The sequence below is a fragment of the Pseudomonas sp. P7779 genome (assembly GCF_013386315.1).
Lineage (GTDB): Bacteria > Pseudomonadota > Gammaproteobacteria > Pseudomonadales > Pseudomonadaceae > Aquipseudomonas.
The window spans coordinates 18,109-43,984 of record NZ_JACARZ010000058.1 but is presented as its reverse complement, the minus strand read 5'-3'; the positions used below and the strand labels follow the sequence as shown (position 1 = coordinate 43,984).

23 protein-coding genes and 1 riboswitch are annotated in these 25,876 nt (G+C 62.1%); of the genes, 5 read left to right on the top strand and 18 right to left on the bottom strand.

Going from position 1 to position 25,876, the window contains the following annotated elements; all coding sequences use genetic code 11:
* Nucleotides 1–3: 3 nt before the first annotated feature.
* Nucleotides 4–759, bottom strand: a complete 756-nt coding sequence (cobF, locus tag HX869_RS17460; protein WP_003208076.1) for a precorrin-6A synthase (deacetylating) — start codon at nucleotides 757–759, stop codon at nucleotides 4–6.
* 58 nt (nucleotides 760–817) lie between these two features.
* Nucleotides 818–1,381, bottom strand: a complete 564-nt coding sequence (locus HX869_RS17455) for a histidine phosphatase family protein (protein WP_008437053.1) — start codon at nucleotides 1,379–1,381, stop codon at nucleotides 818–820.
* Nucleotides 1,382–1,408: 27 nt separating this feature from the next.
* Nucleotides 1,409–1,548, top strand: a riboswitch (cobalamin riboswitch).
* A 31-nt stretch (nucleotides 1,549–1,579) separates the two neighbouring features.
* Between HX869_RS17455 and HX869_RS17450 the strand changes: the two genes are divergently transcribed.
* Together HX869_RS17450 and HX869_RS17445 are read left to right on the top strand one after the other, a co-directional pair.
* Nucleotides 1,580–1,792 (top strand): CbtB domain-containing protein, encoded by a 213-nt coding sequence (locus tag HX869_RS17450; RefSeq protein ID WP_003208073.1) that lies wholly within the window; start codon nucleotides 1,580–1,582, stop codon nucleotides 1,790–1,792.
* A 15-nt stretch (nucleotides 1,793–1,807) separates the two neighbouring features.
* On the top strand, nucleotides 1,808–2,536 hold the full coding sequence (locus tag HX869_RS17445; RefSeq protein WP_023658925.1) for a CbtA family protein: 729 nt from the start codon (nucleotides 1,808–1,810) through the stop codon (nucleotides 2,534–2,536).
* 40 nt (nucleotides 2,537–2,576) lie between these two features.
* Here the strand turns inward: HX869_RS17445 and HX869_RS17440 are convergent, their stop codons facing one another.
* The gene (locus HX869_RS17440; protein WP_178903404.1) at nucleotides 2,577–3,131 is read right to left on the bottom strand and encodes a DUF4865 family protein; all 555 of its coding nucleotides are present in this window, start codon (nucleotides 3,129–3,131) and stop codon (nucleotides 2,577–2,579) included.
* 92 nt (nucleotides 3,132–3,223) lie between these two features.
* On the opposite strand from HX869_RS17440, the gene HX869_RS17435 reads away from it, so the two are divergent.
* Nucleotides 3,224–4,090: a LysR family transcriptional regulator gene (locus tag HX869_RS17435; protein WP_178903403.1), complete on the top strand. Its 867-nt coding sequence runs from the start codon at nucleotides 3,224–3,226 to the stop codon at nucleotides 4,088–4,090.
* On the opposite strand, the gene HX869_RS17430 is transcribed toward HX869_RS17435, so the two are convergent.
* A complete protein-coding gene (locus HX869_RS17430; RefSeq protein ID WP_178903402.1) occupies nucleotides 4,068–6,161 on the bottom strand; it encodes an EAL domain-containing protein in 2,094 nt (697 codons plus the stop codon). The two genes, HX869_RS17435 and HX869_RS17430, sit on opposite strands and share 23 nt — an antisense overlap.
* A gap of 254 nt (nucleotides 6,162–6,415) precedes the next feature.
* Between HX869_RS17430 and HX869_RS17425 the strand changes: the two genes are divergently transcribed.
* Both HX869_RS17425 and HX869_RS17420 read left to right on the top strand, forming a co-directional pair.
* Nucleotides 6,416–7,711 carry a serine hydrolase domain-containing protein gene (locus tag HX869_RS17425; protein ID WP_372865437.1) on the top strand — a complete coding sequence of 432 codons (1,296 nt, stop codon included), beginning with the start codon at nucleotides 6,416–6,418 and terminating at the stop codon, nucleotides 7,709–7,711.
* A gap of 27 nt (nucleotides 7,712–7,738) precedes the next feature.
* Nucleotides 7,739–8,068, top strand: a complete 330-nt coding sequence (locus HX869_RS17420; RefSeq protein ID WP_087694170.1) for a DUF6388 family protein — start codon at nucleotides 7,739–7,741, stop codon at nucleotides 8,066–8,068.
* On the opposite strand, the gene HX869_RS17415 is transcribed toward HX869_RS17420, so the two are convergent.
* From HX869_RS17415 to tssC, 14 genes are read right to left on the bottom strand one after another with little or no spacing between them, the layout of a single operon-like run.
* Nucleotides 8,065–8,943: a serine/threonine-protein kinase gene (locus tag HX869_RS17415; protein WP_177036004.1), complete on the bottom strand. Its 879-nt coding sequence runs from the start codon at nucleotides 8,941–8,943 to the stop codon at nucleotides 8,065–8,067. The genes HX869_RS17420 and HX869_RS17415 overlap by 4 nt on opposite strands.
* The gene (locus HX869_RS17410; RefSeq protein WP_177036005.1) at nucleotides 8,931–9,668 is read right to left on the bottom strand and encodes a PP2C family serine/threonine-protein phosphatase; all 738 of its coding nucleotides are present in this window, start codon (nucleotides 9,666–9,668) and stop codon (nucleotides 8,931–8,933) included. Before HX869_RS17410 ends, HX869_RS17415 begins: the two co-directional genes overlap by 13 nt.
* Complete coding sequence (gene tssM, locus HX869_RS17405; RefSeq protein ID WP_178903400.1) at nucleotides 9,665–13,051, bottom strand: type VI secretion system membrane subunit TssM; 3,387 nt, start codon at nucleotides 13,049–13,051, stop codon at nucleotides 9,665–9,667. Before tssM ends, HX869_RS17410 begins: the two co-directional genes overlap by 4 nt.
* Nucleotides 13,052–13,066: 15 nt before the next feature.
* Nucleotides 13,067–13,927, bottom strand: coding sequence for a type IVB secretion system protein IcmH/DotU (icmH, locus tag HX869_RS17400; RefSeq protein ID WP_102369323.1), 861 nt, complete (start codon nucleotides 13,925–13,927; stop codon nucleotides 13,067–13,069).
* Nucleotides 13,928–13,931: 4 nt separating this feature from the next.
* Complete coding sequence (gene tssK / locus HX869_RS17395; protein WP_134326852.1) at nucleotides 13,932–15,260, bottom strand: type VI secretion system baseplate subunit TssK; 1,329 nt, start codon at nucleotides 15,258–15,260, stop codon at nucleotides 13,932–13,934.
* A 1-nt stretch (nucleotide 15,261) separates the two neighbouring features.
* Complete coding sequence (tssJ, locus tag HX869_RS17390; RefSeq protein ID WP_178903399.1) at nucleotides 15,262–15,744, bottom strand: type VI secretion system lipoprotein TssJ; 483 nt, start codon at nucleotides 15,742–15,744, stop codon at nucleotides 15,262–15,264.
* A 5-nt stretch (nucleotides 15,745–15,749) separates the two neighbouring features.
* Nucleotides 15,750–16,931 (bottom strand): type VI secretion system-associated FHA domain protein TagH, encoded by a 1,182-nt coding sequence (gene tagH, locus HX869_RS17385; RefSeq protein WP_178903398.1) that lies wholly within the window; start codon nucleotides 16,929–16,931, stop codon nucleotides 15,750–15,752.
* 18 nt (nucleotides 16,932–16,949) lie between these two features.
* Nucleotides 16,950–17,081 carry a hypothetical protein gene (locus tag HX869_RS17380; protein WP_003208049.1) on the bottom strand — a complete coding sequence of 44 codons (132 nt, stop codon included), beginning with the start codon at nucleotides 17,079–17,081 and terminating at the stop codon, nucleotides 16,950–16,952.
* A gap of 33 nt (nucleotides 17,082–17,114) precedes the next feature.
* Nucleotides 17,115–18,647 (bottom strand): sigma-54-dependent Fis family transcriptional regulator, encoded by a 1,533-nt coding sequence (locus HX869_RS17375; protein WP_178903397.1) that lies wholly within the window; start codon nucleotides 18,645–18,647, stop codon nucleotides 17,115–17,117.
* Complete coding sequence (tssH, locus tag HX869_RS17370) at nucleotides 18,647–21,211, bottom strand: type VI secretion system ATPase TssH (protein WP_178903396.1); 2,565 nt, start codon at nucleotides 21,209–21,211, stop codon at nucleotides 18,647–18,649. The genes HX869_RS17375 and tssH overlap by 1 nt, the downstream gene beginning before the upstream one ends.
* A gap of 12 nt (nucleotides 21,212–21,223) precedes the next feature.
* The gene (gene tssG / locus HX869_RS17365; RefSeq protein ID WP_177041646.1) at nucleotides 21,224–22,231 is read right to left on the bottom strand and encodes a type VI secretion system baseplate subunit TssG; all 1,008 of its coding nucleotides are present in this window, start codon (nucleotides 22,229–22,231) and stop codon (nucleotides 21,224–21,226) included.
* Nucleotides 22,195–23,970 carry a type VI secretion system baseplate subunit TssF gene (gene tssF, locus HX869_RS17360; RefSeq protein ID WP_177041644.1) on the bottom strand — a complete coding sequence of 592 codons (1,776 nt, stop codon included), beginning with the start codon at nucleotides 23,968–23,970 and terminating at the stop codon, nucleotides 22,195–22,197. The genes tssG and tssF overlap by 37 nt, the downstream gene beginning before the upstream one ends.
* On the bottom strand, nucleotides 23,960–24,385 hold the full coding sequence (tssE, locus tag HX869_RS17355; RefSeq protein WP_008437008.1) for a type VI secretion system baseplate subunit TssE: 426 nt from the start codon (nucleotides 24,383–24,385) through the stop codon (nucleotides 23,960–23,962). The genes tssF and tssE overlap by 11 nt, the downstream gene beginning before the upstream one ends.
* Nucleotides 24,382–25,857, bottom strand: a complete 1,476-nt coding sequence (gene tssC, locus HX869_RS17350) for a type VI secretion system contractile sheath large subunit (RefSeq protein ID WP_178903395.1) — start codon at nucleotides 25,855–25,857, stop codon at nucleotides 24,382–24,384. Before tssC ends, tssE begins: the two co-directional genes overlap by 4 nt.
* Between the last annotated feature and the right edge of the window lie 19 nt (nucleotides 25,858–25,876).

Here is a 25,876-nt window from a genome sequence, read left to right as displayed (position 1 = left end):
CCTCTAGGGTTTGCGCAACAAATAGGTATCCATGATCCAGCCATTGGCCTGGCGCGCCGCCTTGCGCACACGTTCAATCTCTTCGGCAACCTCGGCCACTTTGCCGCTGATCAGGATTTCATCCGGTGTGCCCAGGTAGGCGCCCCAGTAGATATCCAGGTCCTGATCGGCCACGGTGCGGTAGGAATCTTCGGCATCGAGCATGACAACCAGGGTGTCGGCATCACTCGCCTGCCCCGCCGCCAACCGGCGCCCGGTGGTGATTTCGATGGAGCGACCGATGCGGTTCAGCGGCACTTTGTGCTGCGCCGCCAACGCCTGGACGCTGGTGATCCCGGGGATCACTTCAAATTCGAATTCGCAGCTGCCGCTGGCGAGGATCGCCTGCAGGATACGAATGGTGCTGTCGTACAGTGCGGGGTCGCCCCAGGCCAGGAATGCGCCCACTTCGCCGTCGGCCATTTCTTCATTGATCATCCGTTCGAAGGTCTGCTGCTTGTCGCGGTTCAGGTCCTTCACGGCGGTGGTGTAGTCGATATCGCCACGCACCCGCTCGGGGCAATCGGCCTCGACAAAGCGGTAGGCGTGATCGGTGATGTAGGTCTCGCAGATTTCCCGGCGCAGGTCGATCAGCTTGTCCTTGCTCTGGCCCTTGTCCATCAGGAAAAACACGTCGGTGCGGTTGAGCGCCTTGACCGCCTGCATCGTGATGTAGTCAGGGTTGCCGGCGCCAATGCCGATGATCAGGATGCGTTTCATGGGAAAGTCTTCATGGGTGGTCTCGGTGCGGGGAACGGATTTTGCCATGTTCGGGACGTCAGGCGTGAGTTTCCAGGCGCAGGCGCCAACGCCCATTGAATCGCAACTCGGTGGATGACAGCGGTTCCACGTCGATCAGGTTGAACATGGCGGGTGGGCATTGCATGACATGCAGCAGCGCTGCGCGGATCACAAATGGATGCGTCACCGCCACGACATGCCCCGGGGATTGCTCGAGGGACTGCAACCACTGTCCTATCCGCTCACACAGTTGCACTACCGACTCGCCGCCGTGGGGCGCCGAGGTGCTGTCGGTCAACCAGGCCTGAAGCGCTTCGGGTTCGGCCTTCTGAACCTCCTCGATCGCCAACCCTTGCCAGCGGCCAAAATCACAATCGCGCAGGGCTGTTTCAACCAAAGCATCGTCGGCAAACAGCGCCGCCGTCTGCCGGGTCCGCGCCTCCGGGCCGCACAGCACCCGGGGTGCACGCTTGAAGCGTTGCCCCTGGGAAAGCGCCGCCTGCTGCCAGTCCATCTCCACCGACTCATCCAGCGCAAAGCGTGCCTGTTTCTGGGCACGGGTGCTGGCGTGGGCAACAAGGGTCAAACGGGTGGCCTGCATGACAAATCGCTCTGGTTTTAAGGTGCAGTCAGCGTAGACTTGCGAAGTTGTTTCAACATGTTTCAACTATTCTGCAACAGGAAGCCGGTTCAATGCCGGCGCGGTCGCGCCACTGTATTCGGCCTTCTAGCCGTAAGCCAGACCCTGTTTCAGCCAACTCGCTATCCATTTCGGGACGCGTCATCCCTGGAGGTTCTCATGGCTTATACCGCTGCAACTGGCTCCGACGTTTCAATACCGTCCATTCCCCTGGGCGAAATCCTGCCCTGGGCGATCTTCGGCGGCCTGCTGCTGTTGCTCGCGATTTACTTCGTCGGCGCCGAGCAAGGCGCGACGGCCGTGTTCAAAGGCATGTACGTGCATGAGTTTGTGCATGACGGTCGCCACCTGCTGGGTTTCCCCTGCCATTGATTGGAGCGTGACGACATGACAGGGCATTTACTCGTTCGCGGGATGCTGGTGGGCCTGCTCGCCGGCATCCTGGCCTTCGGCTTCGCCAAGACTTTTGGTGAGCCGCAGATCGACAAGGCCATCGCCTTCGAAGATCAGATGGCACAGATGCACGGCGACGCGCCGGAAGAAGAACTGGTGAGCCGCGAAGTACAAAGTACCTTCGGCCTGTTCACCGGCGTGGTGGTGTACAGCGTCTCCCTGGGTGGCATTTTCGCCTTGGTGTTCGCCTACTCCCTAGGCCGCATCGGCAAGGTCGGCCCCCGTGGCTTGGCAGCGCTGCTGGCATTGGCGGCGTTTGTGACGATCATCGTGGTGCCGGGGCTGAAGTATCCGGCCAACCCGCCATCGGTGGGCGACCCGGCCACCATCGCGCAACGCACCAAGCTGTTCTTCCTGATGCTGCTGGTGTCGGTGGCGGCTGCGGTGATTGCGATCAACGCGGCGCGCAAGCTGATTGCCAGCCGTGGCCTATGGGCAGGCGCGATCCTCGGTGTGGCGCTGTACATCGTGATCGTGTCGGTGGCCGGCAGCTTGTTCCCGGCCATCAACGAAGTGCCGGAACAATTCTCGGCAGTGTTGCTGTGGAAATTCCGGGTGGCCTCCCTGGGGATTCAACTGGTGCTGTGGACCACTCTGGGCCTGGTGTTCGGCGCCGTGGCCGAGCGCAAGCTGAGCCAGCCTCAGGCGCGTCTCAATTCCTGACGGTACAGGTAGCCGCCGACGAATCGGCGGCTACCTGCATTCACACCCCGGGCCGCGCCAGGTAATACACCTCGTAGCCATTGCCCGGATGGTTCACATCCAGCGCCTTGCCCGACAAGGTAATTCGCACCAGCTTCCACGCCTGCACATCCAGCGCCAGAAACACCGCGAAGTTATCGCTGCTGTCCGCGAGCTGCTGGTTGCGGGCCTTTTCTGCGGCGAGGATTTGCCCGCGGTCCGCCCCCGGCGTCAGCGCCCACTCCTCCCGATACAGGCTCAAGGCGTCTTGCGCCGGACCTCGCTGCACGTCCAGCGGTAACCAGGACTCAATGTGCGGCTGGCCAAAACTGTCGAGGACCTTCTGGAAGCGCTCGCCGAGCAAGAAATCCGCAGCCTGCAAAGGATCCGACCACAGATAAACCGACGAATACAGGTTACCCCCCCCCGGCCCCTGCCCTCTCTCCTGGGCGATAAACGCCTTGAACAGCAAACCCTCGGCATGATCCCACAACGGCCCCAGGCGAGCGGCCCGCTCACGGATGACACCCATGTCGTAATCGGCTGGCAAGCGGTGTGAATACTGTTTGGCAAACATCATGGCGCTCCTGTTCAGATGAGTGTCCAGCTTGCGCAGCGCCCATGATTTCAGCAAGATATCACCGGATATAGGTGTGATAAGGAACTGAAATGACCGACGCACTCAAGCCGCTGGATATCGACACCGTGCACGCCTTTGTCCTGGTCGCCGATTTCGCCAGTTTCACCCGCGCGGCCCAGGCACTGGACACCTCGCAGGCAGCCATCAGCCTCAAGCTCAAGCGCCTGGAAGAACGCCTCGGTTATCGCCTGCTGGTGCGTACACCGCGGCATGTACGTCTGTCGCCCCAGGGCGAGCAGTTCATCGTCGCAGCCCGCACATTGCTCAATGCCCACGAACGGGCGTTGGGTGACATGGGCAATGGCGCCCCGCGACGGTTGGTGATCGGCATCAGCGACCACGTGGCCGGGCCGGACCTGCCACTGTGGCTCAGCCGCCTGGCCGCCTATGACCCGCTGGTGATCCTGGAGGTGCGGATTGCTTCGTCCCGCGACCTGGTGGCGGCGTTCGACCGCAACGAGCTGGACGCGGTGATCGTGCGCAACGAAGGCGATCGCCAGGACGGTGAGGTATTGGTGGTGGAGCGCTTTGGCTGGTTCGCCGCGCCTACCTGGCAGCACACGCCCGGCACGCCCCTGCGCATGGCAACCATGGCCTCGCCCTGCGGCGTGCGATACCTGGCGGTGCGCGCGCTGGATGAGGCGCGGATTGACTGGACCGAAGTGTTTGTCGGCGGCGGCGTAATGGCGGTAGGTGCGGCAGTCAGCGCCGGCCTGGGTGTGGCGGCGCTGGCCCGGCGAGTGGCGCCGGCGGGCGCCGTAGACGTCAGCGAACAGTACGGATTACCGGCATTGCCCGTCAGTGAAATCGTGCTGCACAGCCGCATCAGCGACGGCCGCTCCCGCGAGACATTGCGGGCGTTGAGCGCAACCTTCAGAGGGGTTCTGGAGCGTTAGATCGCATCTGGGTATACCGCCCGCGCACGAACCGCTCCAGTTCATCGCCCGGCAGCGCCTTGCTGAAATACCAGCCCTGGATGATCAGCTCCGAGCCCGACTGCAAAAACGCCAGTTGCTCGGCGGTTTCCACGCCCTCCACCACCACCCCGAGGTTCAACGCCTCACAGAACCGCAGCATCCCGGTCAACACCTGGGCGCCCTTTGGATCATGCTGGGCGACCACGAAACTGCGATCGATCTTGATGAAATCCACGGGGAACTGGTGCAGGTAACTCAGCGCTGAAAATCCGGTGCCGAAGTCGTCGATATACACCTTGGCACCAATCGCCTGGAGCTTCTCGATCATCTGCCGCGTGCCCTGGATATCGCCCACCAGCGCATCCTCGGTGATCTCCACCGAAACCTGCCCGTGGGCCTGGGCCAGTATCTCCACCAGCCGATCACCATACGCCGGGGTAGTCAGCGTGGCACTGGAGATATTGATCGTCATCGGCAACGTAAACCCGACCTTCTGCCACTTCTGGTACTGGCGCACAGCCTGGGATGCCACCCACACATCCACGTCGGGCATCAACCTGGCATGGGCCAGCCATTGCAGGAACTCCCAGGGTGAATGCACCGTACCTTCGGCGTCCCGGGCCCGCATCAACGCTTCGCAACCGGTGCATAGCCCGGTCCGGGTGGAAATCTGCGGCTGGAATTCGAGGTAGAACTCGTAGTCGCTGATCTGCTGGATATGACTCAACTCGCTGACCTGTCGCGCCTGGGCCTTGTGGGACGCCATCACCGGGTCCAGCTCCAGCAAGCGGCCTTTTTCTTCCAGGCCGCGAAAGGTCATGTCCAGCGACTTCAAATACACCGTGCCGCCCTCCGTGGCCTGGCGGTTGATCGCGCGCACATAGGGCGCATAGATCAGCATGCCAACCCCCAGCAACACCACCTGCAGCAACACTGCCGCGAGATCGCCGTGGGTGCTCAGGTAGGCGTTGAGCAACACCGGCGCGGTAAATGGCACGCTCACCACCGCAGGCGACACCCAGCCAATCTGCACCACCATCAACGCCAGTATCACGTTGAACGCCGGGACCACCAGAAAGGGAATGAACAGCCGCGGGTTAAGAATGATCGGCAAGCCAAACAACAGCACTTCACTGACATTGAACAATGACAACGGCAGGCTCGCCATCGCCACCAATCGCATGGACCGGCTTTTGGAAAACAGCAGGATCGCCAGCAGCAGGCACAGGGCACCACCCGAACCGCCGATAAACGCGAAACTGCCCAGCAAGCCGCCATTCAGTAGATATTTGACCGGCTCGCCCGCGGCCACCGCCGCATTATTGAGCCCGACCGCCTGGTCCAGCACATCAAAAAACGGCTGCATGGCGTAGACCCCATGGATCCCGAAAAACCACAGCAGCGAATTCATCAGGGTCACAAACAGGCCGCTGCCATAGGGCGTCTCCAATGCATCGAGTACCTGCGGCCCCTGAAGCTGTGCCACCTGCGGAATCTGCAACAGCAACGACAGCACGAGCACCAGCCCGAGCGCCGTGATTGCCCCCGGCACCACCATATTGAGGGTGCCCTTGAGGTTGTGCCCCACCAGGTCTTCGTTGATCAACCGCGTCCAGCGACGCCGATGCAGCCAGGCGATGGCGGGCACATTGATCAGCGGTGAGGCGATGGCGATGAACAACACGAAGGTCGCCGAGGCTCGGGGAAAATCCCGCAGCACAAACGTGGCGATCACTACATGGGCCAGGCACAGGAACGCTACCGGGAGTTGCGGCAGGCGGTGCTGGATCGCGAGCATGTAACCGATGGAGGCTGCCACCAGCAGCGGGATCACCGAGCTGATCTGGTTGTGCAACCCCGCCAGGAAGGCCACCACCTGAGGGTCGAAACCCAGCACTCGGGCGCATTCGGACAGGATCAGGAAACCGGCCGATACCAGCAGGCACGGCAGGATCCACAACAGCCCCTCGCGTATGGCCCGCAACGACTCGGTACTGGCGAGGGCCGCCAGCCGCTGGGTGAAGAAAAGCTTGAACAGCGTTTGCGCCATCACCTGTCCCTCGGTCCCTGATGCCAGGGTCGCAAAATAACACCTGGCTGTCGCCTTATCACGGGGTAACGCTACACGCCCTGACACCGCAAGCGAAAGGCTTTTGCCGCCCCTGGCGCATTTATTCAGAATCACCGCAGGGGCTTGCTGCTTGTCGATTGGCTCGGGTTGGCCCATCCTTTGGCGCACTGGTTGTCGTAAAAAACGACGCACCCCTCGAACGGACTCGACTGATGCTGCGATTCACTCCCCTCATGGCCTGTGCGCTGCTTGGGCTGACCAGCCCGTTGGCCGGCGCCGCCACCCCGACCTTCGCCGATGCCCAGGCCAGCGACCCGGCCAGGCTGCAATGGATGGTCGGCGCACCGCCGCCGGCCGACCGCACCGTACGCTTTGAAGACGGCAGCTATTTCCGCTTCCCGGCCATGCGCTGGAGTGTCGCCAACTTTCGCCAATTGATGCCCACGGTTAAGGTCTCCCGCGGGCTTGGCGCACCGCTGGCATTGCCACGCAAACTCGACCCGGCACTCGATGCAATCCCCGTGCAGCCAGTGGGTGCAGCCCAGCCGCTGACCTGGCGCCAGGCCCTGGACGCCACCTACACCGATGGCATCGTGGTGATGCATCGCGGCACGGTGGTTTATGAGCGTTATTTCGGGGTGCTCAAGGAGGATGGGCAACACGCGGCCATGTCGGTCACCAAATCGGTGATCGGTACCCTGGGCGCGATGCTGGTGGCCGATGGCACCCTGGACCCACAGAAAAAGATCGTCGACTATGTGCCCGAACTCGGCCGCTCGGCCTTTGGCAGCGCCACCTTGCGCCAGGTGCTGGACATGACCACCGCCCTAGACTACAGCGAAGACTATGCCGACCCCAACGCCGAAGTCTGGGCCCACGCCCAGGCCGGCAACCCGCTGCCCAAACCCAAGGACTACACCGGGCCGCGCAGCTACTACGAGTTCCTGCAAACGGTTAAGCAGCGTGGCGAACACGGGCGTGCCTTCGGCTACAAGACCGTCAATACCGACGTACTCGGCTGGGTGATTGCCCGCGCGACCGGACGCAATGTCGCGCAACTGCTCAGCGAACGCATCTGGAGTCGGCTTGGCGCCGAACAGGACGCCTACTTCACCGTCGACTCCATCGGCACACCCTTCGCCGGTGGCGGCCTGAACACCGGGCTGCGGGACCTGGCCCGGTTTGCCGAGATGCTGCGCAACGGCGGGCGCTTCAATGGCCAGCAGATCGTGCCCGAAAGCGTGGTGACGGATATTCGCCAGGGCGGCGACAAGCAGGCGTTCGCCCAGGCCGGCTACGCTCAATTGAAAGGCTGGAGCTATCGCAACATGTGGTGGGTAACCCACAATCCCGACGGGGCGTTCATGGCGCGTGGGGTGCATGGCCAGAGCATCTACATCGACCCCAAGGCTGAAATGGTGATTGTTCGCTATGCCTCCCACCCGGTGGCCGGCAACGCCGCCAATGATGGGGTGACCTTGCCCGCCTATGCAGCCATGGCGGCTTTTTTAATGTCCAAGCCAGACTGACCGTCTCTCTTACCGTGGAGTAAACCTTTGTCCCAACCCGGCGAAAACCACCAGCTAGCCCTGGACCGATTCTTGAGTGAACACCCGGCCCTGGCCGCGGAACTGAATACATTGAACCCCCTGGCGGCCCAGGCCAAAGGGGAAACCATGGAGCAGTACCGCGCCGAGCGCCTGCATGAAGCCTTCGAGGCAGAAGCCGAGCAACAGGGCTTGTTCGCCTGGGAACTGACGCTGAAATTGACGGCGCATTCCCCGGCGGAGTTCGAGGCGCAACGCCTTGAGGTGCACAAGGAGGTGGCGCAAATGGCAGGCCTGAGTTGGTTCGAGTATTGCCAGCTGCACGACTTGCCCGTCTAGAACCAGCGGCCCAGGCCCTTCCTGCGATCAGCGAGCACCGCGCGTAATTCATCAAGAGTAACGGCCCTGCGTTCAGGGTCAGCCGTCAACGCCGTACGCAATACAGGCCAGCAATGGCGAGGCAGTTGCCGGGGCCGGGCCGGCCTGTCACTGGCGTGGCGCCGGCCTTGTGCCAATTCGTACAACACACAGGCCACTGCATACAGGTCGGCGCTGGCCGACAGTGCTCCGCCAGCCAACAACTCCGGCGCGGCGTACGCGGGCGTCCAGGCATTGAAGCGGCTGCGACTCAAGCCTGGAGAACCCGCCGGGGCCTGTCCGCAAGCCTCGCCCAGACCGAAATCGAACAAGCGCAAGCCGTCGTCTCCCACCATGACATTGGCGGGTTTCACATCCCCGTGCAGCACACCCTGCTGATGGCTATGGCGCAACGCGTCGAGCAATTGCACGGCGATGCCTTGCAGCGCTTGCCAGGGTAAACCGCCGGGGCACTCCAGCAGCAACCGGTCCAGGGTCATGCCCTGGAGCAGTTCCATGGTAAAGAATGCGATCTGGCCGGGAGCATCCACTTCAAATGAATACACACGCACCACCTGCTCATGCCGCAGGCTGCGGGTCAGGGCAAACTCGTTGTACAGCAACACGTGGGCATCCGCAGATTCGCGAATGGCTTCGCCCAACACCTTGATCGCGACACTGGAACAGGGCTCGCCAAACTGTTCGTGCAGCAGGTCCCGCGCACGATAGACCACGCCCATGCCGCCTGCGCCCAACACGCGCTCGATCAGGTATCGCCCGGCCAGCAACTCGGGGGCTCCGTCGCGCGGTGGGTTTACCGGGGCCTTGGCAAAGGCAAAGTGGGTCAGGTCACGCATGACTGCACCACCACAGCGGTCAGGTTGTCGCCGGCCGTGCCGCGCAAGACACCTGCAAACAGCTGGTCCAGGACACGTTGCGGGTTTCCCTGGCTCAAGGCCTGGCCCAACTCAGAGTGGCTAAGCGCCTGGTACAGGCCGTCGCTGCACAACAGAAACACATCCCCTGCCAAGGTACCGAGTTCCAGGACCTGCGGGCTCAGTGGTGCCCGCGAGCCGATGGCCCGGGTCAAGGCCCGTGCGTCTGGATGGGCCCTGGCCTGTTCCGGGCTCACCTGCTGGTCAATCAATTGCTCACACAGCGAATGGTCTCGCGACAGCTGGTACAGCGTCTGCCCGCGCCACAGATAGCAACGACTGTCACCGGCCCAGACACACGCAGCGCGATCGCCCTGAAGCAACAACGCCACGACCGTGCTTCCCATGATGGCCTCGGCGCCATGGGAGGCCAGCGTCAATTCATCGCCCAGCCGCCGGTTGAGCCATTGCAGGCAACGACGGGTCGCCTCGACGCGTTCATCCAGGCTGCCCTGGCCGGGCAATGACGCCAGGCCATCGACCACCAGCTGGCTGGCGATATCCCCCGCCTGATGCCCGCCCATCCCGTCCGCCACGGCCCAGCAGCCCGTCCCGGGGCAATCGAGAAAGGCATCCTCGTTGCGTAAACGGACCTTTCCACGGTCTGTGCGACCGGCGCTGTGCCAGCGGTCGCGAGGTTGGCTCACAACTGCTCCGGCAGGCGAAAAGTTCGCCACTGCGCCATCTGGAATGGATTGGGGGTGCGTCGGCTGGTCAGCAGGTAGTTGGCGCGCAAGCCTGCCAGGTCAGCCTTGAGGATCAGCTCATCCTGCCCGCTGGAGGGTTCGCTCTGCATCAAGTCGAACAAGCGAAACAGGGACCAGGCCCCGGTATTTTTTTCGAGCCCCAGCGCCCGCTCGCTGCCACGCTCCAGTACCAGGCTGCTGCGACCATTCTCAGCCTCGGCTGGCCATTGCATCGCCATGGGGACAATCGGCCCGTGCCGGTACTCCATCTGCTGGCCACCCAAACGCAAGACCGCGCGACTCACCGACGGGTCCAGGCTATAGGGTGCGAGCGTGAAACGAACCTGCAAGTCCCCCGGCTCATCCGCAAAAAAACCGCGCCTGATCACCTGCACCTTCGCCTGCTGGTCGAGCAACGCCCGAGACATCGGCAAGCTGCGCCCATCCAGGCTACGCAGCCTGTAGCGCCCGGAATCACCGCTGACAAAAGGCTTCAGATAGCTGTCAAAGAATCGCGCCATGATCCCCTCAGGCTTGAAAAACTCCTGGAAGTCGTTGAGGGAAACGTCGCTGCTGGCGTGGGCATTGAACGGGAAACGCAGCTTGATCGCCCTGCTGTAGAAACCATATACCTCGCTCTGATAACGCTGGTTCACATGCCGATAGGCCTGGTCGAGCAGGCGGCGCCAATGCTCGTCGGCCAGGCTTTCGAACCAGCCCGCCAGCGGCAGCGGCAAACGAGCGGCCACGTTGCGCAGGTTACTCAGCGCATCCTGTTGCCCCTGGATCCGCCGCTTGACCATCTCGAACGCGACCGGCTCCGGCGCGCCTTCGCGATTCAAGCTCGCCAACTGCAGGTGCAAGTCGTTGAGCGCCTGTAACACGCCGGTCAACTCGACTCCCGGGTTCTCATGGTTGTCCAGCAACTGGTGCAAGGGCTCGAAGCGGCGCTGCATGGCTCGCCGTGCGCTGTCGGGCAAGGCATTGACCAGCCCGGCGGCGGTCGGCAACCGCTCTGCCGCAGGCCCAGGCAGCTTGGCAGCCAGCTCGTCGAGGCGCTCACTGGCCGACGGCAGGCGCGTGTGGTCACGAACCTGCTGCAACAACTGCAACAACGGCGACTGGGCCGACGTCAAGCTGGCGAGCTGCTCGGCGCCTTGCCTGGAGTTTTCAGTTTCACGCAGGCCAACCTGCCCAAGCGCCTCGCTCCAGGCATCGGCATACTCGCTGAAGTAGCGTTGTTCAAGCTCCACCATCAACCGTTGCAAATCCATGGCGCTCAGGTCGGCGCCCTCTCCCAGCACCCAGTTGTCCTGGACGATGGTGTTCACCAGCCGCGCGCCCTGCGCTTCAAAATGCCGCTGGTACGTGCGGGTATAAAACCCCGGAATGGAACGCTCGCCCCCCTCAAACACCCGCCCGTGTGCAAGGCGCAACGGTTCAAGGCCGCGAGCTTGTTCGCGCAGCACCCGGTACACCACGTCAACCAGCGATTCGCCGCGCAACACGTGGCGCGCGCGGGCCACCAGCTCGTCATCGAGCGGCTGCACGAACGGTTGCTCAAGCAAGCGCGCGAAATGTTCATTCAACCGGTTTTGCACGGAGGGCTCACCGGCAAACCGTACAGACCAATGCCCCGCCACCCGCTCACGCAGCCAGCCGACATCCCGCCGCTCCCGCAGGTTGAGCATCAGGTATGCCCGGAGGTTATCCAGCAGCCGTTCACGATCTTCCAGGCTGCCGCGAACCTGCTCCTGCAGCATCTCGCTGACCTGGGACAGCAACAGCCGCCCCAAGGCACGCTCGTAGGCCTGCTCCAGCACCGGACGGCTGATACTGCCCTGATACAACCCCATCCGCTCAACCAGCCTGGCTTCGCCCGGCAAGGGGAAAATCCGCGTGGCCGCCAGGCGGCTGTCCAGCAGCGGCAGGAGTGCCTGGGTAGCGTCTGACCCAGGCTGCACGGGTGCGGGCTGTCGTGCCAGCGCCTGCAGTTGCTCCAGACGTTGATGATTGGAGGAGTAACTGTGGGTCCACAGCAAGCCCGCCGCCACGACGACCACTAGCGCGCCCAGGGCCAGCCCCCCCTGGTGCCGGCGGATTCGACGGCGTTCCTGGCTATCGAGGTCCGCCAGGTCGGCTTGCGCCAGAATCACCCGGCTGAACAAGCCCTGGATAAAGTACGCACGTGGTTCAAGTGCCTGTGGGCCACCGTCGGCGCTGGTCAAGTAGAAACCACGAAAGCCGTTGGTGTGCTGATAACGCGGGCCGCAAAAAGCAACGTCGATATAGAGGCTCAGGCGCTCGCCAATCCGGGCCGCCTGATGGGGGAAGTCGAGCATCCGTCCGCGCAGATCACTGTTGCGTTCCTGGTGCAGGCGCTGCACAAGCTCACCGCTCAAGCGCTGCAGCAGTGCTTCAAACGCCTGTCGTACCTGGGCAATGCCAATACCCGCTTTGCCTGGGACGATAGATTCGCCCAACACCGCATCACTGCCTTCGCCCAACGGCCGCTCGAAGAACTCCGCAAACCCCGGCAGGCGGTCGGCCTGGGTCACCACCAGGTAGACCGGCACCTCCACATGCAACGTCTGGCGGATCTCCAGCAACCGACTCTGGACTGCCCGCGCCTCATTCTCCAGCTGACGCTCGCTGCCATGGAGCAATGTGTCCGTGGACAGCGCCACCACCACACCATTGAGCGGGCGTGTCCGGCGCCGCACCTTGAGCAGCTCCAGCAGCGTCGACCAACCCGCGCCATCCACCTGGCTGTCAGGCTGGGTAAGGTAGCGGCCGGCGATGTCGAGCAACACGCCGTCCTCGGCGAAATGCCAGTCACAGTCCCGCGTGGCACCGCCCTGCGTCGCTACCGACGCGCCCTGATCCTGGAGCAACTGCAAGCCACTGGCGGCCAACATCCGGGACTTGCCACTGCCTTCCTTGCCGATCAGCAAATACCAGGGCAATGCATTACGCCAACGCGGGCTGCGCTCACCATAAATCCGGGAGTGTTTCAGGGTGTACAAAGCGTCCTTGAAGCGACCGCGCAGGTGCCGCTGCTCGTTTTCAACCTGGCCTTTGCGCGGGCGTGGTTCGCCGTCATCGACGGTTGATTGCCGGGCCATACTGCGCCAATTGGCATACACCATCGCCAGGCCCCACAACAAAAACAGCCCGCTGATTGTCAGCAAGCGCGATGCCGCCGCTTGCCAGAATCGATAGTCGTCGACAGCCAGCAGTGGCCCGAAGAACCACACGGCCATTGCGACCGCGAGCACCAGCAGCAGGCTCCAGACCCAAACCCTGCCCAGCACGGCGCCCGCGCTCCTGAAGAATGCGTTCATGCGTTGCTCCCTGCGTTAGAGCGGCGCCCGGAACATATCCGGCGCCACGAGTTGATACGGTTGCAACACCGCTTCACGCTGCTGGCCCAGCACCCAGGCAAATCCTGCATACAGGCTCAACAGGCTGGCGGCGACAAACACTGCAATCCAGGTGAGCGACACGACCCTCAGCCGTTTCCGGCGCGGCTGTTCCGGCCTGGGCGACGGCGCGCACGCCGCAGGCGTATCACCCCGCACATGCCGGATCTGCCGATACAGCGCGTCCCGAACCTGTTCAAGCTGCAACAACCCACGCTCCATGACCCGGTACTTGCCCTCAAACCCGAGGGACAGGCACAGGTACATCAACTCCAGCATCGCCAGGTGCTTGAAGGGGTCCCTCGACATGCGCTCAAGCAACTGGAAAAACTTCTCGCCGCCGAAGGTTTCGTTGTGAAAACTGCTCAGCAGGCTCATCTTCGACCAATCGCTCTGGCTGCCCCATGAGGTGGTGACCACTGCCTCGTCGATCACGCTGCACAGCACATACCGCGCCGCCATGACCTCGCTGCCTTGGGCCCCGTCATGCCGGGCCCGCGTCTCGAACAGCGTGACTGCAGCCGAGAGTCGTTCATTCAGGGCGCGCAGGCTTTCCTCGGCGGTACTGCGCTTGAGGCGGACCACCTCGGACAACAGCTCCCAGGCAGGCGCCACCAAACTGTTCAGGCCAATGTCGAAATGCTCCGCGCCCTGCAAGCGGGCCGCGTAGATCATCCGGTCTTCCAGTTGTTCGAAACGCGGCGGCGATGCGAAGTCGGTCATCGGTCCCTGCGCCGGTCCGCGTCCCTGTCGATCAAGCAGGACGGTTTTCTCGTCCTGCGGGTATTCCCTGTCCATGGTCTCAGTTCCTGATGGCCCAGAATTTCAGTTCCAGTTCGGCAAATTCACCGCTGACGTGGAAGGCAAATCCTCCCGACTGCTTCAACTGCTCAATGTCCCGGGCACCGAGTTCAAGCATGAAATAGGTGTTGGCGGCATGAAACGGTATCTGCCGGGGAGCCACCGGCAGCGGCTTGACCTTGATGCCCGCCAACTGCAGGTTGACCAACTCGCGAATCCGCTCCACGGGGCCGACCTTGAGGTGCGCCGGAAGCCGGTGTCGAAGCTCCTCGGCGTCACAATGGGCGCTGGCGGCCAGAATGAAGGTCGCCGAACCCAGCAGGTTGAGATCGCTCACCGGGCACACCAGCACCCCGTACTGGCGAGGCTGCAGCGCCAGCTCAATGGCATGCTGCTCAAGCACCATCGACAGCAGGCTGCGAATCGGCTCCATCAATCCACGAAAGCTGGCGCCCTGGTCGCTGTGCCGGTAATGCCCCTCGAAGTGCGCACGCTTGCTGTCGCTGGCAAACGTCGCGAGTTCACCCAGGATCGACAGCAATGTTCGATACAGCGTTTCAGGGCTGACCTGGCTCAGGCCCAGGTAGTGACGCAAGACCAGTTCGGTGCGATTGATCAATTGCAACATCAGGAAGTCGCCAACCTCCGCGCCGGCGGCGGTACCGTTGGCGCGAATCCGCTCGGCGATGGCATCCCCCCGGTAAGCGAGCAGGCTGATCACTTCCTTGAGGCAAGACAGCAGGTAACCGGAGCCATGCAGGTGAATGAAGCTCGGGATAAAATCGGGGTCCAGGCTGACGCCCTCCTCGGTGCAACTGAGCACCTGGGCAACCTTGAGCTTCACGTAATGCGGGTCGCTGTGTTGCTCCCCCAGCAACAGGCGAAAATCCAGCTGCCCGCAATTGACCTGACGACGAGCTTCTTCCCCGGCGTTGGAGTCGCTGACGTCTACCGCAAGAGTCTTGTAGCGCGCCAACACATCAATCTGCTCGGGTCGACGGGCTTCAACACAGTTACCTGTGGCCAGCGGCAAGGCCAGGTAGATCGACTGCTTCCCGGTATTTACCGGAACCTCCAGCACCAGCGACTCCATCGCGCCGCCCAGCTCGAACAGGCTGCCATCCGGCAATATGCCGCTGGCCTGGCTGATAACGACCTTGCCCATATTGAGGTATTGCACATCGATTTCCAGGGCCAGGAAGCCCCAGGCGTGACGGCACAACAGCTGGGTGCGGCGCGTGAGTTGCTGATCGTGGTACCGATCGTTTTGCTGGAAATGCTGAGGGCGCAGCAACATGCCTTCCTGCCAGATGACTTTTTGGCTGTACATGTCAGTCGCCCACCTTCGCGGGTTGCGGGTTGACCAACCGAATGCCGGCCTGATCAAGGATCAGTTCAGCGCCGGTCAATCGCTGCGCGGTCACCGGCAACACATAGCGCCATTGCGAGTGATGCAAATCACGGTACGCCGCCAGCACGCCGACATAACGACTGCCTGGCTCGAGACTGAGTTTGAGCGCGGAGTGATCGCCGGGGCGCAACTCCAGCTCTTCGAGGTTCACCAGGTCCTTGGGCAACGTGTGCTCGGCATGAGCATAAAGGCTGAAAAAGTCCGCATTTTCAAAAGCCACGGGGTGTCGAAGCTCCATCAGGTGCACCACGATCGGCGACGGGCGACCATGGAGATCAGGGTTGACCCGTTCGCTGGCGGTCAGTGTCAGGTCCAGCTTGGTCAACTTCGAAAAGGGCGACAGGGAGCAACCACCCAGCAAACCCATTACAGCGCACAACAATGCAACGGTGACTCGGGACATGAAGATCATCCTGGATAACGGTGAAGGGTTGAGATCAGACGAATCTGTTCCTCGTACGCCTTGGCGAAGTCGCTGCCCAGCAGGCGCTCGCTCAAGTGCTCGTCCTCGATCAGTGTCTGGTAATGGCGCTGATACGCGCGCCAGCGGGCGCCACACCGGGGGATCAGCGGCGGCCTTGCCTGGCGTTCGAAGCACAGCAGCAAATGGCCGGGCGCAAAGGCTGCCAGAGCGCCGCGTACTGCCGCGCGGCAGGCCGCCAGCAAGGCCACCTCGTGAGCCTGCATGTCGCGGTACGCCCGCATGACAAGCATCTCGGCGGAAACCTGCCCCAACTGCCCGACACCCAGCAGCGACCCCAAGGCCGCACTGGCGTCTGCGCTGTCTCTAAGTGGGTTGGGGCTTTGGAGCGGTGTCTGGTTGAGTGCCAGTTTCAGCTCTTGCCTGAGCTCGTTACGGGTGCCCAGGCTCTGTTGCAACCCTTCAGTCATTTGCCGGAGCAAGCTCGCGGCCTTGATCGCCAGGACTTCTCTTGCCGACTCATCGAGGTCGCCCAGATCAACACCGAGTGCCTGCGCAAACCCCAACCAGAATGGCCCTGAGCCGTGACCTGGAACGGGCGATTGCGGACTTAGGGCAACCTGGCGCGCAGGCTTCACAAGTTCGGGAACCGTCAGGTGATCCCGGTCCGCCGCCGCGTGGTCCGTCCAGCGCAATGTCTCGTAGGTGGTCATGTTCAGGGCCGCCAGCTCTTGCGACCCGTCCTCGCGCTGCAGTTCGCTGGCCAGTGCCCGCAGTGGGTCCAGCTCAAGGAATGCATCATCGGGAATCAGCCTGTGTAATCCGTCCTGGCCCTGTCCCTGCGGTGGGCTGACCAGTCGTGCGCGAATACTCAGCGGCCCCAGCTGAAATACCGCGCCGTCATCTATCGGTTGCTGCTGCCCCTCATGCAGACGCTCACTGCGGCCTGCCAGGCGGGTTCCATTGCTGCTGATATCCATCAGGAAATACCGGCCGTCACGATAACTGATCACCGCGTGACGACCGGAAACCTGGCGACTGGTGTCAGGCAGGGTCCAGTCGCAACCGGCCCCCCGGCCGATGACGCCCCCCACTCCGTCAAAGACTTTGCGCAGCGCCGGCGCGGACTCTGCTGGCCCCGCAGGGCACACCTCAAACACTAGCTGCATGGCAGGACTCCTCCGCGCTCACAGGCCACGACCGGTGGACCGTGGATCACCCAGCGGACGGTAGTCATCGTCGTCAAAGACATGATTGGTGTTACAGCCACTCAGCAAAAACAACACAAGCACCAGGGCTTGCCACTGACTAACAGGCATCAGGTATCTCCCGGAATTGAAAGGGTGTGCCATTCAGCACTCTCCCTGGACTTCGCCAAACGGAATGTCCAGGCGAGCAAGGCGGTACAACAACGTGCGCCGGGCGAGGCCCAGTTCACGGGCGGTGCGGGTTCGATTGCCACGGTTCTTGCGCAGGCAGTCGATCAGCACTACCCGCTCGACTCGCTCCATGCGCTGGCGCAGCGTTGCGTCGACAGCGGGCGCGGACAGGGTTGATGGCAGCGATAAATGCGCAGGCAGGATCACCTCGTCGTCGCACAGCAGCACCGCCCGCTCCACCATGCATTTGAGCTCACGAACGTTGCCGGGAAAGTGGTGGCTGGACAGTTGATCCAGGGCCGCACTCGACCAGCCCACCGTGGCTCGCCCCAACAGTGCACAGGCCTTGTCGGCGAAATGCCGGGCCAGTTGCAGCACGTCCCCGTCCCGCTGGCGCAGCGCCGGCAACTCGATAGGAAACTGCGCCAGCCGGTAATAAAGGTCCTCGCGAAAGCTTCCTTCAGCCACCATGCTGGTGAGGTCCCGGTGGGTCGCCGCGACGATTCGCACGTCGACCTTGTGGGACGTGTTGGCACCCAACGGCCGAATCTCGCCCTCCTGCAGGACCCGCAACAACTTGGCCTGCAGTGACAGCGGCATATCACCGATTTCGTCGAGCAGCAGCGTGCCGCCGTGGGCGGTGTCAAACAGGCCGGCGTGGTCTCTTTCGGCCCCGGTGAACGCGCCTTTGCGGTAACCGAACAACTCACTTTCGAGCAAGCCTTCGGGAAACGCTGCGCAGTTTTGCACCACAAATGCCTTGCTGCTGCGCGGGCCGGCAGCATGAATGGCCCGGGCGACCACCTCTTTACCGGTGCCGGTCTCGCCCCGGAGCAGCACGGTGTAGGGGCTATGCACCACCTTGCCGATCAGGCGGCACGTCTCGTCCATGGCCGTGCTGTTTCCGATCAAGCCGTAGGCGCTGGTGCTGCGGGTGCTGCGAACCACCTTCAACGCACCGGGAGCCCGGCGCATTCGCCGCAACAGGGCCAACTGGCTCAAGACAAAACTGCCCAATTGGCCCAGGGACGCACCGTAGCCAGCCAGCTCCGTCGCTCGCAGGCTGGCACACAACACCATCCCGGATACCTGCTTGCTCGGCCCCGGTAACGGCACGCACAGGAGTGATTGCCAGGACGCCGGGCCCGCTGGCAGAAACCCCGTGTCATACACACTGCTGCCTGCCTCGGTGAGGTTAAACACCCGGTTCTGTTGCAGCACGTACTGCAACAGTTGCTCGTTCCGAAAATCCGCGCCCGAGCTCACAACCGCCCCTGGCGGCGACAGGCCCGGCAAATACTGGGCAGCCAGTTCGAGGCGGCCGGTGGCCTGGTCGAGCAAGTACAACTGGCCAAGCTCGCAGCCGCTCAATTGCGCGGCGCCTGCCGCAAAGTCATCGGCCAATGTCGATTCGTCACTATTGATGCCCAACCGGGTAAACCATCCCAACAAGGCAGCGGCGTAGTCCAGCGGGCTTGGCAACTGGGTAAACGGATTGTCCGCCATCAGCTGAACTCACAGATTACGGTGCCGTTGGCATCCAGCCTGGCATGGACGAACTGCAGGGACTTGCCAACGGCCATCGCATCCAGCAGGCGATCCACCACCTGCGGCAACAGGTTTTCCTCGATCCATTGGTCGACAAACCGCGCGCCACTCCCACTGTGGCTACAGTGCTCGGCCATGTGTGCGACAAGATCCCCTGCGTGACTGAATGCGAGCTTGCGCTGAAGCAGACGCTGGCCCAGGCGCTGAAGTTTGTGTTCAATCAGTTGGTGCAGCACCGCGCCTGCCACCGGGTAATACGGCACGACTCGCATACGGGCCAGCAGCGCCGGCTTGAAATGAGCTGTCAGTACCGGCCGGATTGCGGCGTGCAGTACTTCGACAGCCGGTCGTTGACTGTCGGCGCACAGCCCGGTGACAAGATCGCTGCCCAGGTTGGAAGTCATCAGGATCAGGGTATTGCGAAAGTCGATTTCACGCCCTTCTCCATCATTGGCTACCCCTTTGTCGAACACCTGGTAAAACAGGTTCAGGACATCCGGATCGGCCTTTTCCACCTCATCGAGCAGCACCACTGAATAGGGCTTTTGCCGCACCGCCTCAGTCAGCACCCCGCCCTCCCCGTAACCGACATAACCCGGTGGTGCGCCGATCAGCCGGGACAGTGAGTGTTTCTCCTGGTATTCAGACATGTTGATCGTGGTGACAAAGCGCTCGCCGCCATACAACAGGTCGGCCAGGGCGTGGGCTGTTTCAGTTTTGCCGACACCACTGGGGCCCACCAACAGAAATACCCCCACGGGGGCATCAGGCTTGTTCACGCCGGCCGCGACAGCCCGCAGGCAACGGTCCAGGACCTGCACGGCACCTTCCTGGCCGAGGATGCGACCACGCAGATCATCCGCAAAGTTCAGGACCTTCGCGCTGTGTTCGCGGGCAAGCTGCTCCAGGGGAATACCCGTCCAGGCGCTGATAACCTGTGCCACCAACCGTGGGCATACTTCGAAGCTGAGCAATCGCTGTTCGTGCTGTATGGCCTGCAACGCCTGATGGTTCTGGGCCAGGAGCGGAGCGAGAGCCTCAGTGCTTTCGCCAAGGTTACCGGCGTCGGCCAGTTGCTGGCGCAGCGAGAGCACCTTCTCGGCCAGTTCGCGCTGGTGGGTCCAGCGTTGTTCAAGCTGTAACTGTGCGACTTCTACTTCTTCCAGTCTCCGGGTGAGGTGCTGCAGCACCTGTTCATCGATGGCCAACCCCGCGTCGGCATCCCTGCGCACGGCACGTTGCTGGCGCGTGCCCTCGGCCAGTTCGGCGCGCAACTGCTGCAGTTCGTCCGGCGCCGTGACCAGGCTGATCCGCACCCGGGCACAAGCGGTGTCCAGCACGTCCACAGCCTTGTCCGGCAACTGGCGGCCGGCCAGGTAGCGGGCACTCAACTGCGCGGCGGCGACCACGGCGTCATCGCGCACGTAGACTCCGTGGCTGGCCTCATACACCGGGACCAACCCACGCAAAATCGTCACGGCATCGTCAACCGTCGGCTCGTGCACTTGCACCGGCTGGAAACGCCGCGCCAACGCCGGGTCTTTCTCGAAGTACTTCTTGTACTCCGACCAGGTCGTCGCGGCGATGGTACGCGACTCACCTCGTGCCAGCGCTGGCTTGAGCAGGTTGGCGGCATCGGAGCTGCCGGCCGAGCCGCCTGCGCCGACCAGGGTATGGGCCTCATCGATGAACAGGATGACCGGTTGCGGCGAGGCGTTGACCTCATCGATCAAGCCTTTGAGGCGGCGCTCGAACTCACCCTTGATACTGGCACCGGCTTGCAGCAGGCCCATGTCCAGGGTCAGCAGGCGCACCTTCCTGAGCACCTCTGGCACTTGCGCGCTGACGATCTGCAGGGCCAGGCCCTCGACTATCGCGGTTTTCCCGACACCCGCCTCGCCCACCAGAATGGGGTTGTTCTTGCGCCGCCGCGCGAGCGTATCGATCATTTGCCGGACTTCGTTATCGCGACAGAGCACGGGGTCGAGTTTCCCGTCCCGGGCCTGGCGAGTCAGGTCATGGGTAAAGCGCTCCAGCAAGGAACTCCCCGCCTCAGCGGGAGCCGCCTGCGCGTTTTCACTCAAGAGAAATCCGAGCACACGCGGTGCATCAAGCGTGCTCATCACCGCCTGGTAACGGCTGCCAGCGTGCTGCATCGGGTTGCGCAACAAGGCGAGCAGCAAGGCGCCATGGTCCACTTCCCGTCGGCCCAGCTCCAGATGGGCAACCAGCAACGCCTGCTGCAGCCATTGCACCAGGGCGGGCGAAAACACCGGATTGCGGGACGCACTCTGGTCGACCCGAGGTTGCAGCACGGCCTGCAATTCCCCGGCATCCACGCCCGCATCCTGCAGCGCTCGCATCAGCACACCCTCGGGATGCTCCAGGAGCGTCAGCAGCAAGTCTTCCACCAGGACCTCGCCGCCGCCCCGGGTGACACAACGCTCGGCGCTGCGTTCCAGGTCGCGCCGTGTGGACGCCGTCAATGCCTGGATAAGTTGTTGCAGATCCACATTCATCATATCCATCAATCCCTAATGATTTTTACTGGCCAGGATGACCACGCCGTCTGCCCGCTCATGCCCCAGCCAACTGGTCCAGCCCAGGCGGCAGACGTTGTGCTCGCCAAGGTGCAACGGCCGGACCTCGCCCGCCGCCAACACCAGTCGCACGTCGTATTCCAAGGGGTCCCGGGCGGCAAAACGCACCAGCGCACACAGCGGCTCGTAACCCGCCCCGGTGGGCAAAAACTCGTGAAAACGCTGCCAATCGAGTGCCAATACATGAACCCTGAACATGCCACTGCGGTCGATAAGGCACTCCCCCAGCACCAGGTCCGACCCCAACGAGCTATAGGCGCGACCAAGGTCATTGCGCTGCTCCTGGTCGATCACTACCCTGCGCTCGACCCACTGCTCGATGACCAGCCGGTTGTGCTTGAAGTAATAACGCAGCACGGTCTCGATCAGCGCGGCGGAGTGCACGCGCAGGCTCAGCAGCCCCAGGTAGGGCAACAGGCGTTTCCAGTTCAGTTGAGCCGCGCTGCGAATCGCGCTGCCACCCAGGCCCACCCATGCAAACATCTGCTCGGAAAAGGGATCGCGGGCGCCCGTTTGAAAACTCGCCTGATAACGATATTTTCGCCAGATCGGCACTATCAGCCGGTGCAGGCGATGGTGAAAAAGATCAAGAAATTCCCGCGTCGGATTACCGCCCGCTACCTCGGCAAAGGCTTGCTCGCCATAGAACGCCGGCAGCGGTGACCCTGTACCAAACAGGCCCAGCACATTGAGGCGAAGCCGTGCCCGCAAATGGCCGTGCTCGACAAAAAACTCCACACGATCAATGTCGTTGCCGGGAAAGCCAAAGCCTGGGTTGGCCTGGAACTCCAATTGATCGTAGAGCGCATCATCGTCCAGCGAGGGATGCGCCTCGCGCAGGCGCTCGATAATCTGCGCAACCGCCTGAAACACCGAGTACTCGCGAATCACTCGGGACAGTGCGGTTAAAGCAGGGGCTGCTGGCCCATCCGGGGTGGCCATAGGTACACGTCTCCTTGTGTGCTGATGACTCGCAGTTCGTGGTACGAGTTGAGGCTGGCGTAAAGCGCGAAGAACTCGTTGAGCACCGAGGCAAAGACGAACACGTCGCCCTCCCCCAGGTAGCCTTCAGGATCGATGGTGAGGTCAACCCGTAAGCCGCGAAATGGCAGGCCTCGGTGCAGCCGGTCTACGGGCTGGTGACTGATCGAACGGAGGGCGCCCAGCCTTCGCCTGCTGACCTTTTCCACCTGGCGGTCGTGATAACGCGGCAGGTCGTAGGTTTCGAGGATCACCCTCAAGGCGTTGATATCGGTCAATGACAGATAGTTGAGCGACATATTGCTGATCAGTCGCCACAGGAAGTCACTGTCCAGGGGTGGCGCAAAGCTGGGGGTTGCCGCGGTGATGTTGCGAAACGAGAGAAACTCGGGCGTCTGTTCGCACGCCTGATTGATATCGCCCACCTGCAGCAGGCATGGCAGGTTGTGGTTGGTGCAGGTCAGTTCAATCGACAGGGTTTCCTGTTCATGCACTGGACACCGGTCGAAACTCAGCCAGGTATCCAGGCCGGCATGTTGCAGGGATGGCCGCTGGCGAACGCCATAGCTGGGCGCGGCGCTGCCAAAATCGTGCTCAAACGATTCGAACGGAACATATTCCTGGTACCCGAGGCCTCCCGGCCGCCATCCCGTGACCTTGTCGACGGAAAATACACCGCAGTTCCCCCTGGCGTATTCGCCAGGCAACAACAGGTATTCGTCCTGCTTGCCGTCCAGGCGAATCGGTACGCCGTCGTGCTTGAACAGATTGACGATGGGCGTGCAGTACAGCTTCACGTTGTCCAGGGTAGGCGCCATTCGCTCAATACCGCGACCACGCATGTCGAAGCGTAACGTCACGCCATGTACCTGCTTGAGTACGTCAATAGGCAACCTGCTCAGCGCGCCAAGGCCACTCACATCGACAAACAGGTATTTGTCGGGAAAGGCGAAGTACTCCTGCAAATGGCGATAGCCACGAAAGGTATTCAACGGATAAGGGATCAGTGCCTCATCCTCGGAAAAGCCCACAGGACTGATATCGTTGCTGGACAGACGCAATGAAACAGGCTCGCCGTCGGCGCCGATGACCGGCAGCCCGTCGCGCCCGAAAGGCTGCAACTCGAACCCGTCCAGGTGACGCAAAAGCCCCAGGTAAAGCGCCTGGCTGACGGGCTGCTCCCCCGCGAGATGCAAACGCAGGCAGTTCAGTTCCAGCTCACTGAAGTTGCCCTCGGCCGTCATCTCCAGACGCAGGCAGAGCAAAGCGCCCTCACCCTGTACCGAGTACTCCATGGCGGCCAGTTGCAGCGGCAAGACCTGCGTCGGGTAACAGGTACGAAAACGGCAGCGTTCACCGTCGATCGCAATGCTTTCCACCGGTGTATCCCGCTCGACCCTGATGGCCGGCCCTGTGCGCTTGAGCGGATCAAACTGCAGCATGCTGAACGACGGCAGCGGCCGCATATAGTTGGGCCACAGCAGATGCATCAACGAGTGACTCAACTCCGGCAATTGATCATCAAGCTTCTGCCGCAGGCGACCGGTGAGGAATGCAAAACCCTCAAGCAACCGTTCTACGTCCGGGTCCTGGCCAGCGTCCCCGAGAAATGGCGCGAGTGCCGGGTTGCGCTCGCAGAAGCGTCGCCCCAACTGTCGCAGTGCGCTCAGCTCGCCCTGGTAGTAGCGGTTAAACGACATTCGGTTTGACCTCGACCCGTGCACCGTGAGCCAGGCTGGCGCAAAAGGCGACCGCTTGCGTCATGCCATTGACTTCCATGGCCCCCTCGATGGAAAAAGCCAGCACCATCGGGTCACGGCCCTGTGGCAATGCCCTGACACGGACATCCTTCAGACGGGGTTCGTAGGCCTGGATAAAGCGCTCAATCAGGAACCGAGCCTGGCTCAACGCGTCATGCAGGCTGAGGCGCATGTCATTCAGATCAGGTAACCCGTAATCAGGTAGCGTCTGGACACTGCCCGCACGGGTGCTGAGCATTTTCGCCAGATGCCCCGCCACGGATTCCACGACGCAACCTTGCGGGCTGCGCCCCACGCCGGACTCCAGGCGCTCGAAAAGGCTGCGGTTTTGGGTAATCACGTGGCGGCGGCTCATTCTTTATCGAGCTTGCCGACGAGCGACAGAGTGAAGTCTGCCCCCATGTACTTGAAGTGCGGGCGAACGCTCAGGTTGACGCGATACCAGCCGGGCTCCCCGTCGACATCACTGACAACAATGCGCGCAGCCCGAAGCGGGCGCCGTCCACGCACTTCAGTGCTGGGGTTGTCCTGGTCGGCTACGTATTGGCGAATCCATTTGTTGAGTTCCAGCTCAAGGTCGGTGCGCTCCTTCCACGACCCCAGCTGTTCTCGCTGCAGGACCTTGAGATAGTGGGCCAGGCGATTGACGATCATCATGTACGGCAATTGGGTACCGAGCCGGTAATTCAGCTCGGCAGCCTTGCCTTCGGCACTGATTCCAAAAGACTTGGGTTTTTGCACCGAACTGGCGGAAAAGAACGCTGCATTGTCACTGCCCTTGCGCATGGTCAGGGCAATGAAGCCCTCTTGCGCCAGCTCGTATTCGCGTCGGTCGGATACCAGCACCTCGGTAGGAATCTTGGTTTCGATCTCGCCCATGCTGTGAAAGTGATGCAGCGGCAAGTCCTCCACTGCACCACCACTCTGCGGGCCGATAATGTTCGGGCACCAGCGATACCGGGCGAAACTGTCCGTCAAGCGGGTAGCAAAGGCATAGGCCGTATTACCCCACAGATAGTGTTCGTGGCTGCTGGCCACATGTTCCTGGTAGGCGAACGTCTTGACCGGACAATCAACGGGATCGTACGGCACACGCAATAGAAAGCGCGGTACGGTGAGGCCGATGTAGCGGGCATCTTCGCTCTGGCGAAAACTCTGCCATTTGGCAAACTGCGGCCCTTCAAAATGGTCCTTCAGGTCCTTGAGGTCAGGCAGGCCGGTAAAGCTCTCCAGGCCGAAGAAGCCAGGGCCGGCCGCCGCAATGAACGGTGCATGAGCCATGCAGGCCACGCTGGAAACGTACTGCATCAGCCTGACATCGGGAGCACTGGGGGAAAGGAAATAATTGGCGATGATTGCCCCTACGGGCTGGCCGCCGAACTGACCGTATTCGGCACTGTAGATGTGCTTGTAGAGTCCGGACTGAGTCACCTCCGGTGAGTCCTCGAAGTCATCCAGCAGATCCTGGCGGGAGACGCTGAGCAGTTCGATCTTGATGTTTTCACGAAAATTGGTGCGATCAACCAGCAACTGCAGGCCACGCCAGGAAGACTCCAGCGCCTGGAAGTCGGGATGGTGCAGGATTTCATCCATTTGCTGGCTGAGCCTTGCGTCAATCTCGGCAATCATCCGGTCAACCAGGCGCTTCTTGACCGGCTCGCCCTTGTTTTGCGGCTTGATCAGCTCCTCGATAAATGCCGAGACTCCACGCTTTGCAATGCTGTAGGCCTCGTCGTCGGCGCTGAGGCGGGTCTGGGCAATGATGTTGTCGAGAATGCTGTACTCGTCCGTGACGGGCGCATGCGACGGGCTTTGGCTGGTAGTCATGGTGTCAGTGTCCTTTTAA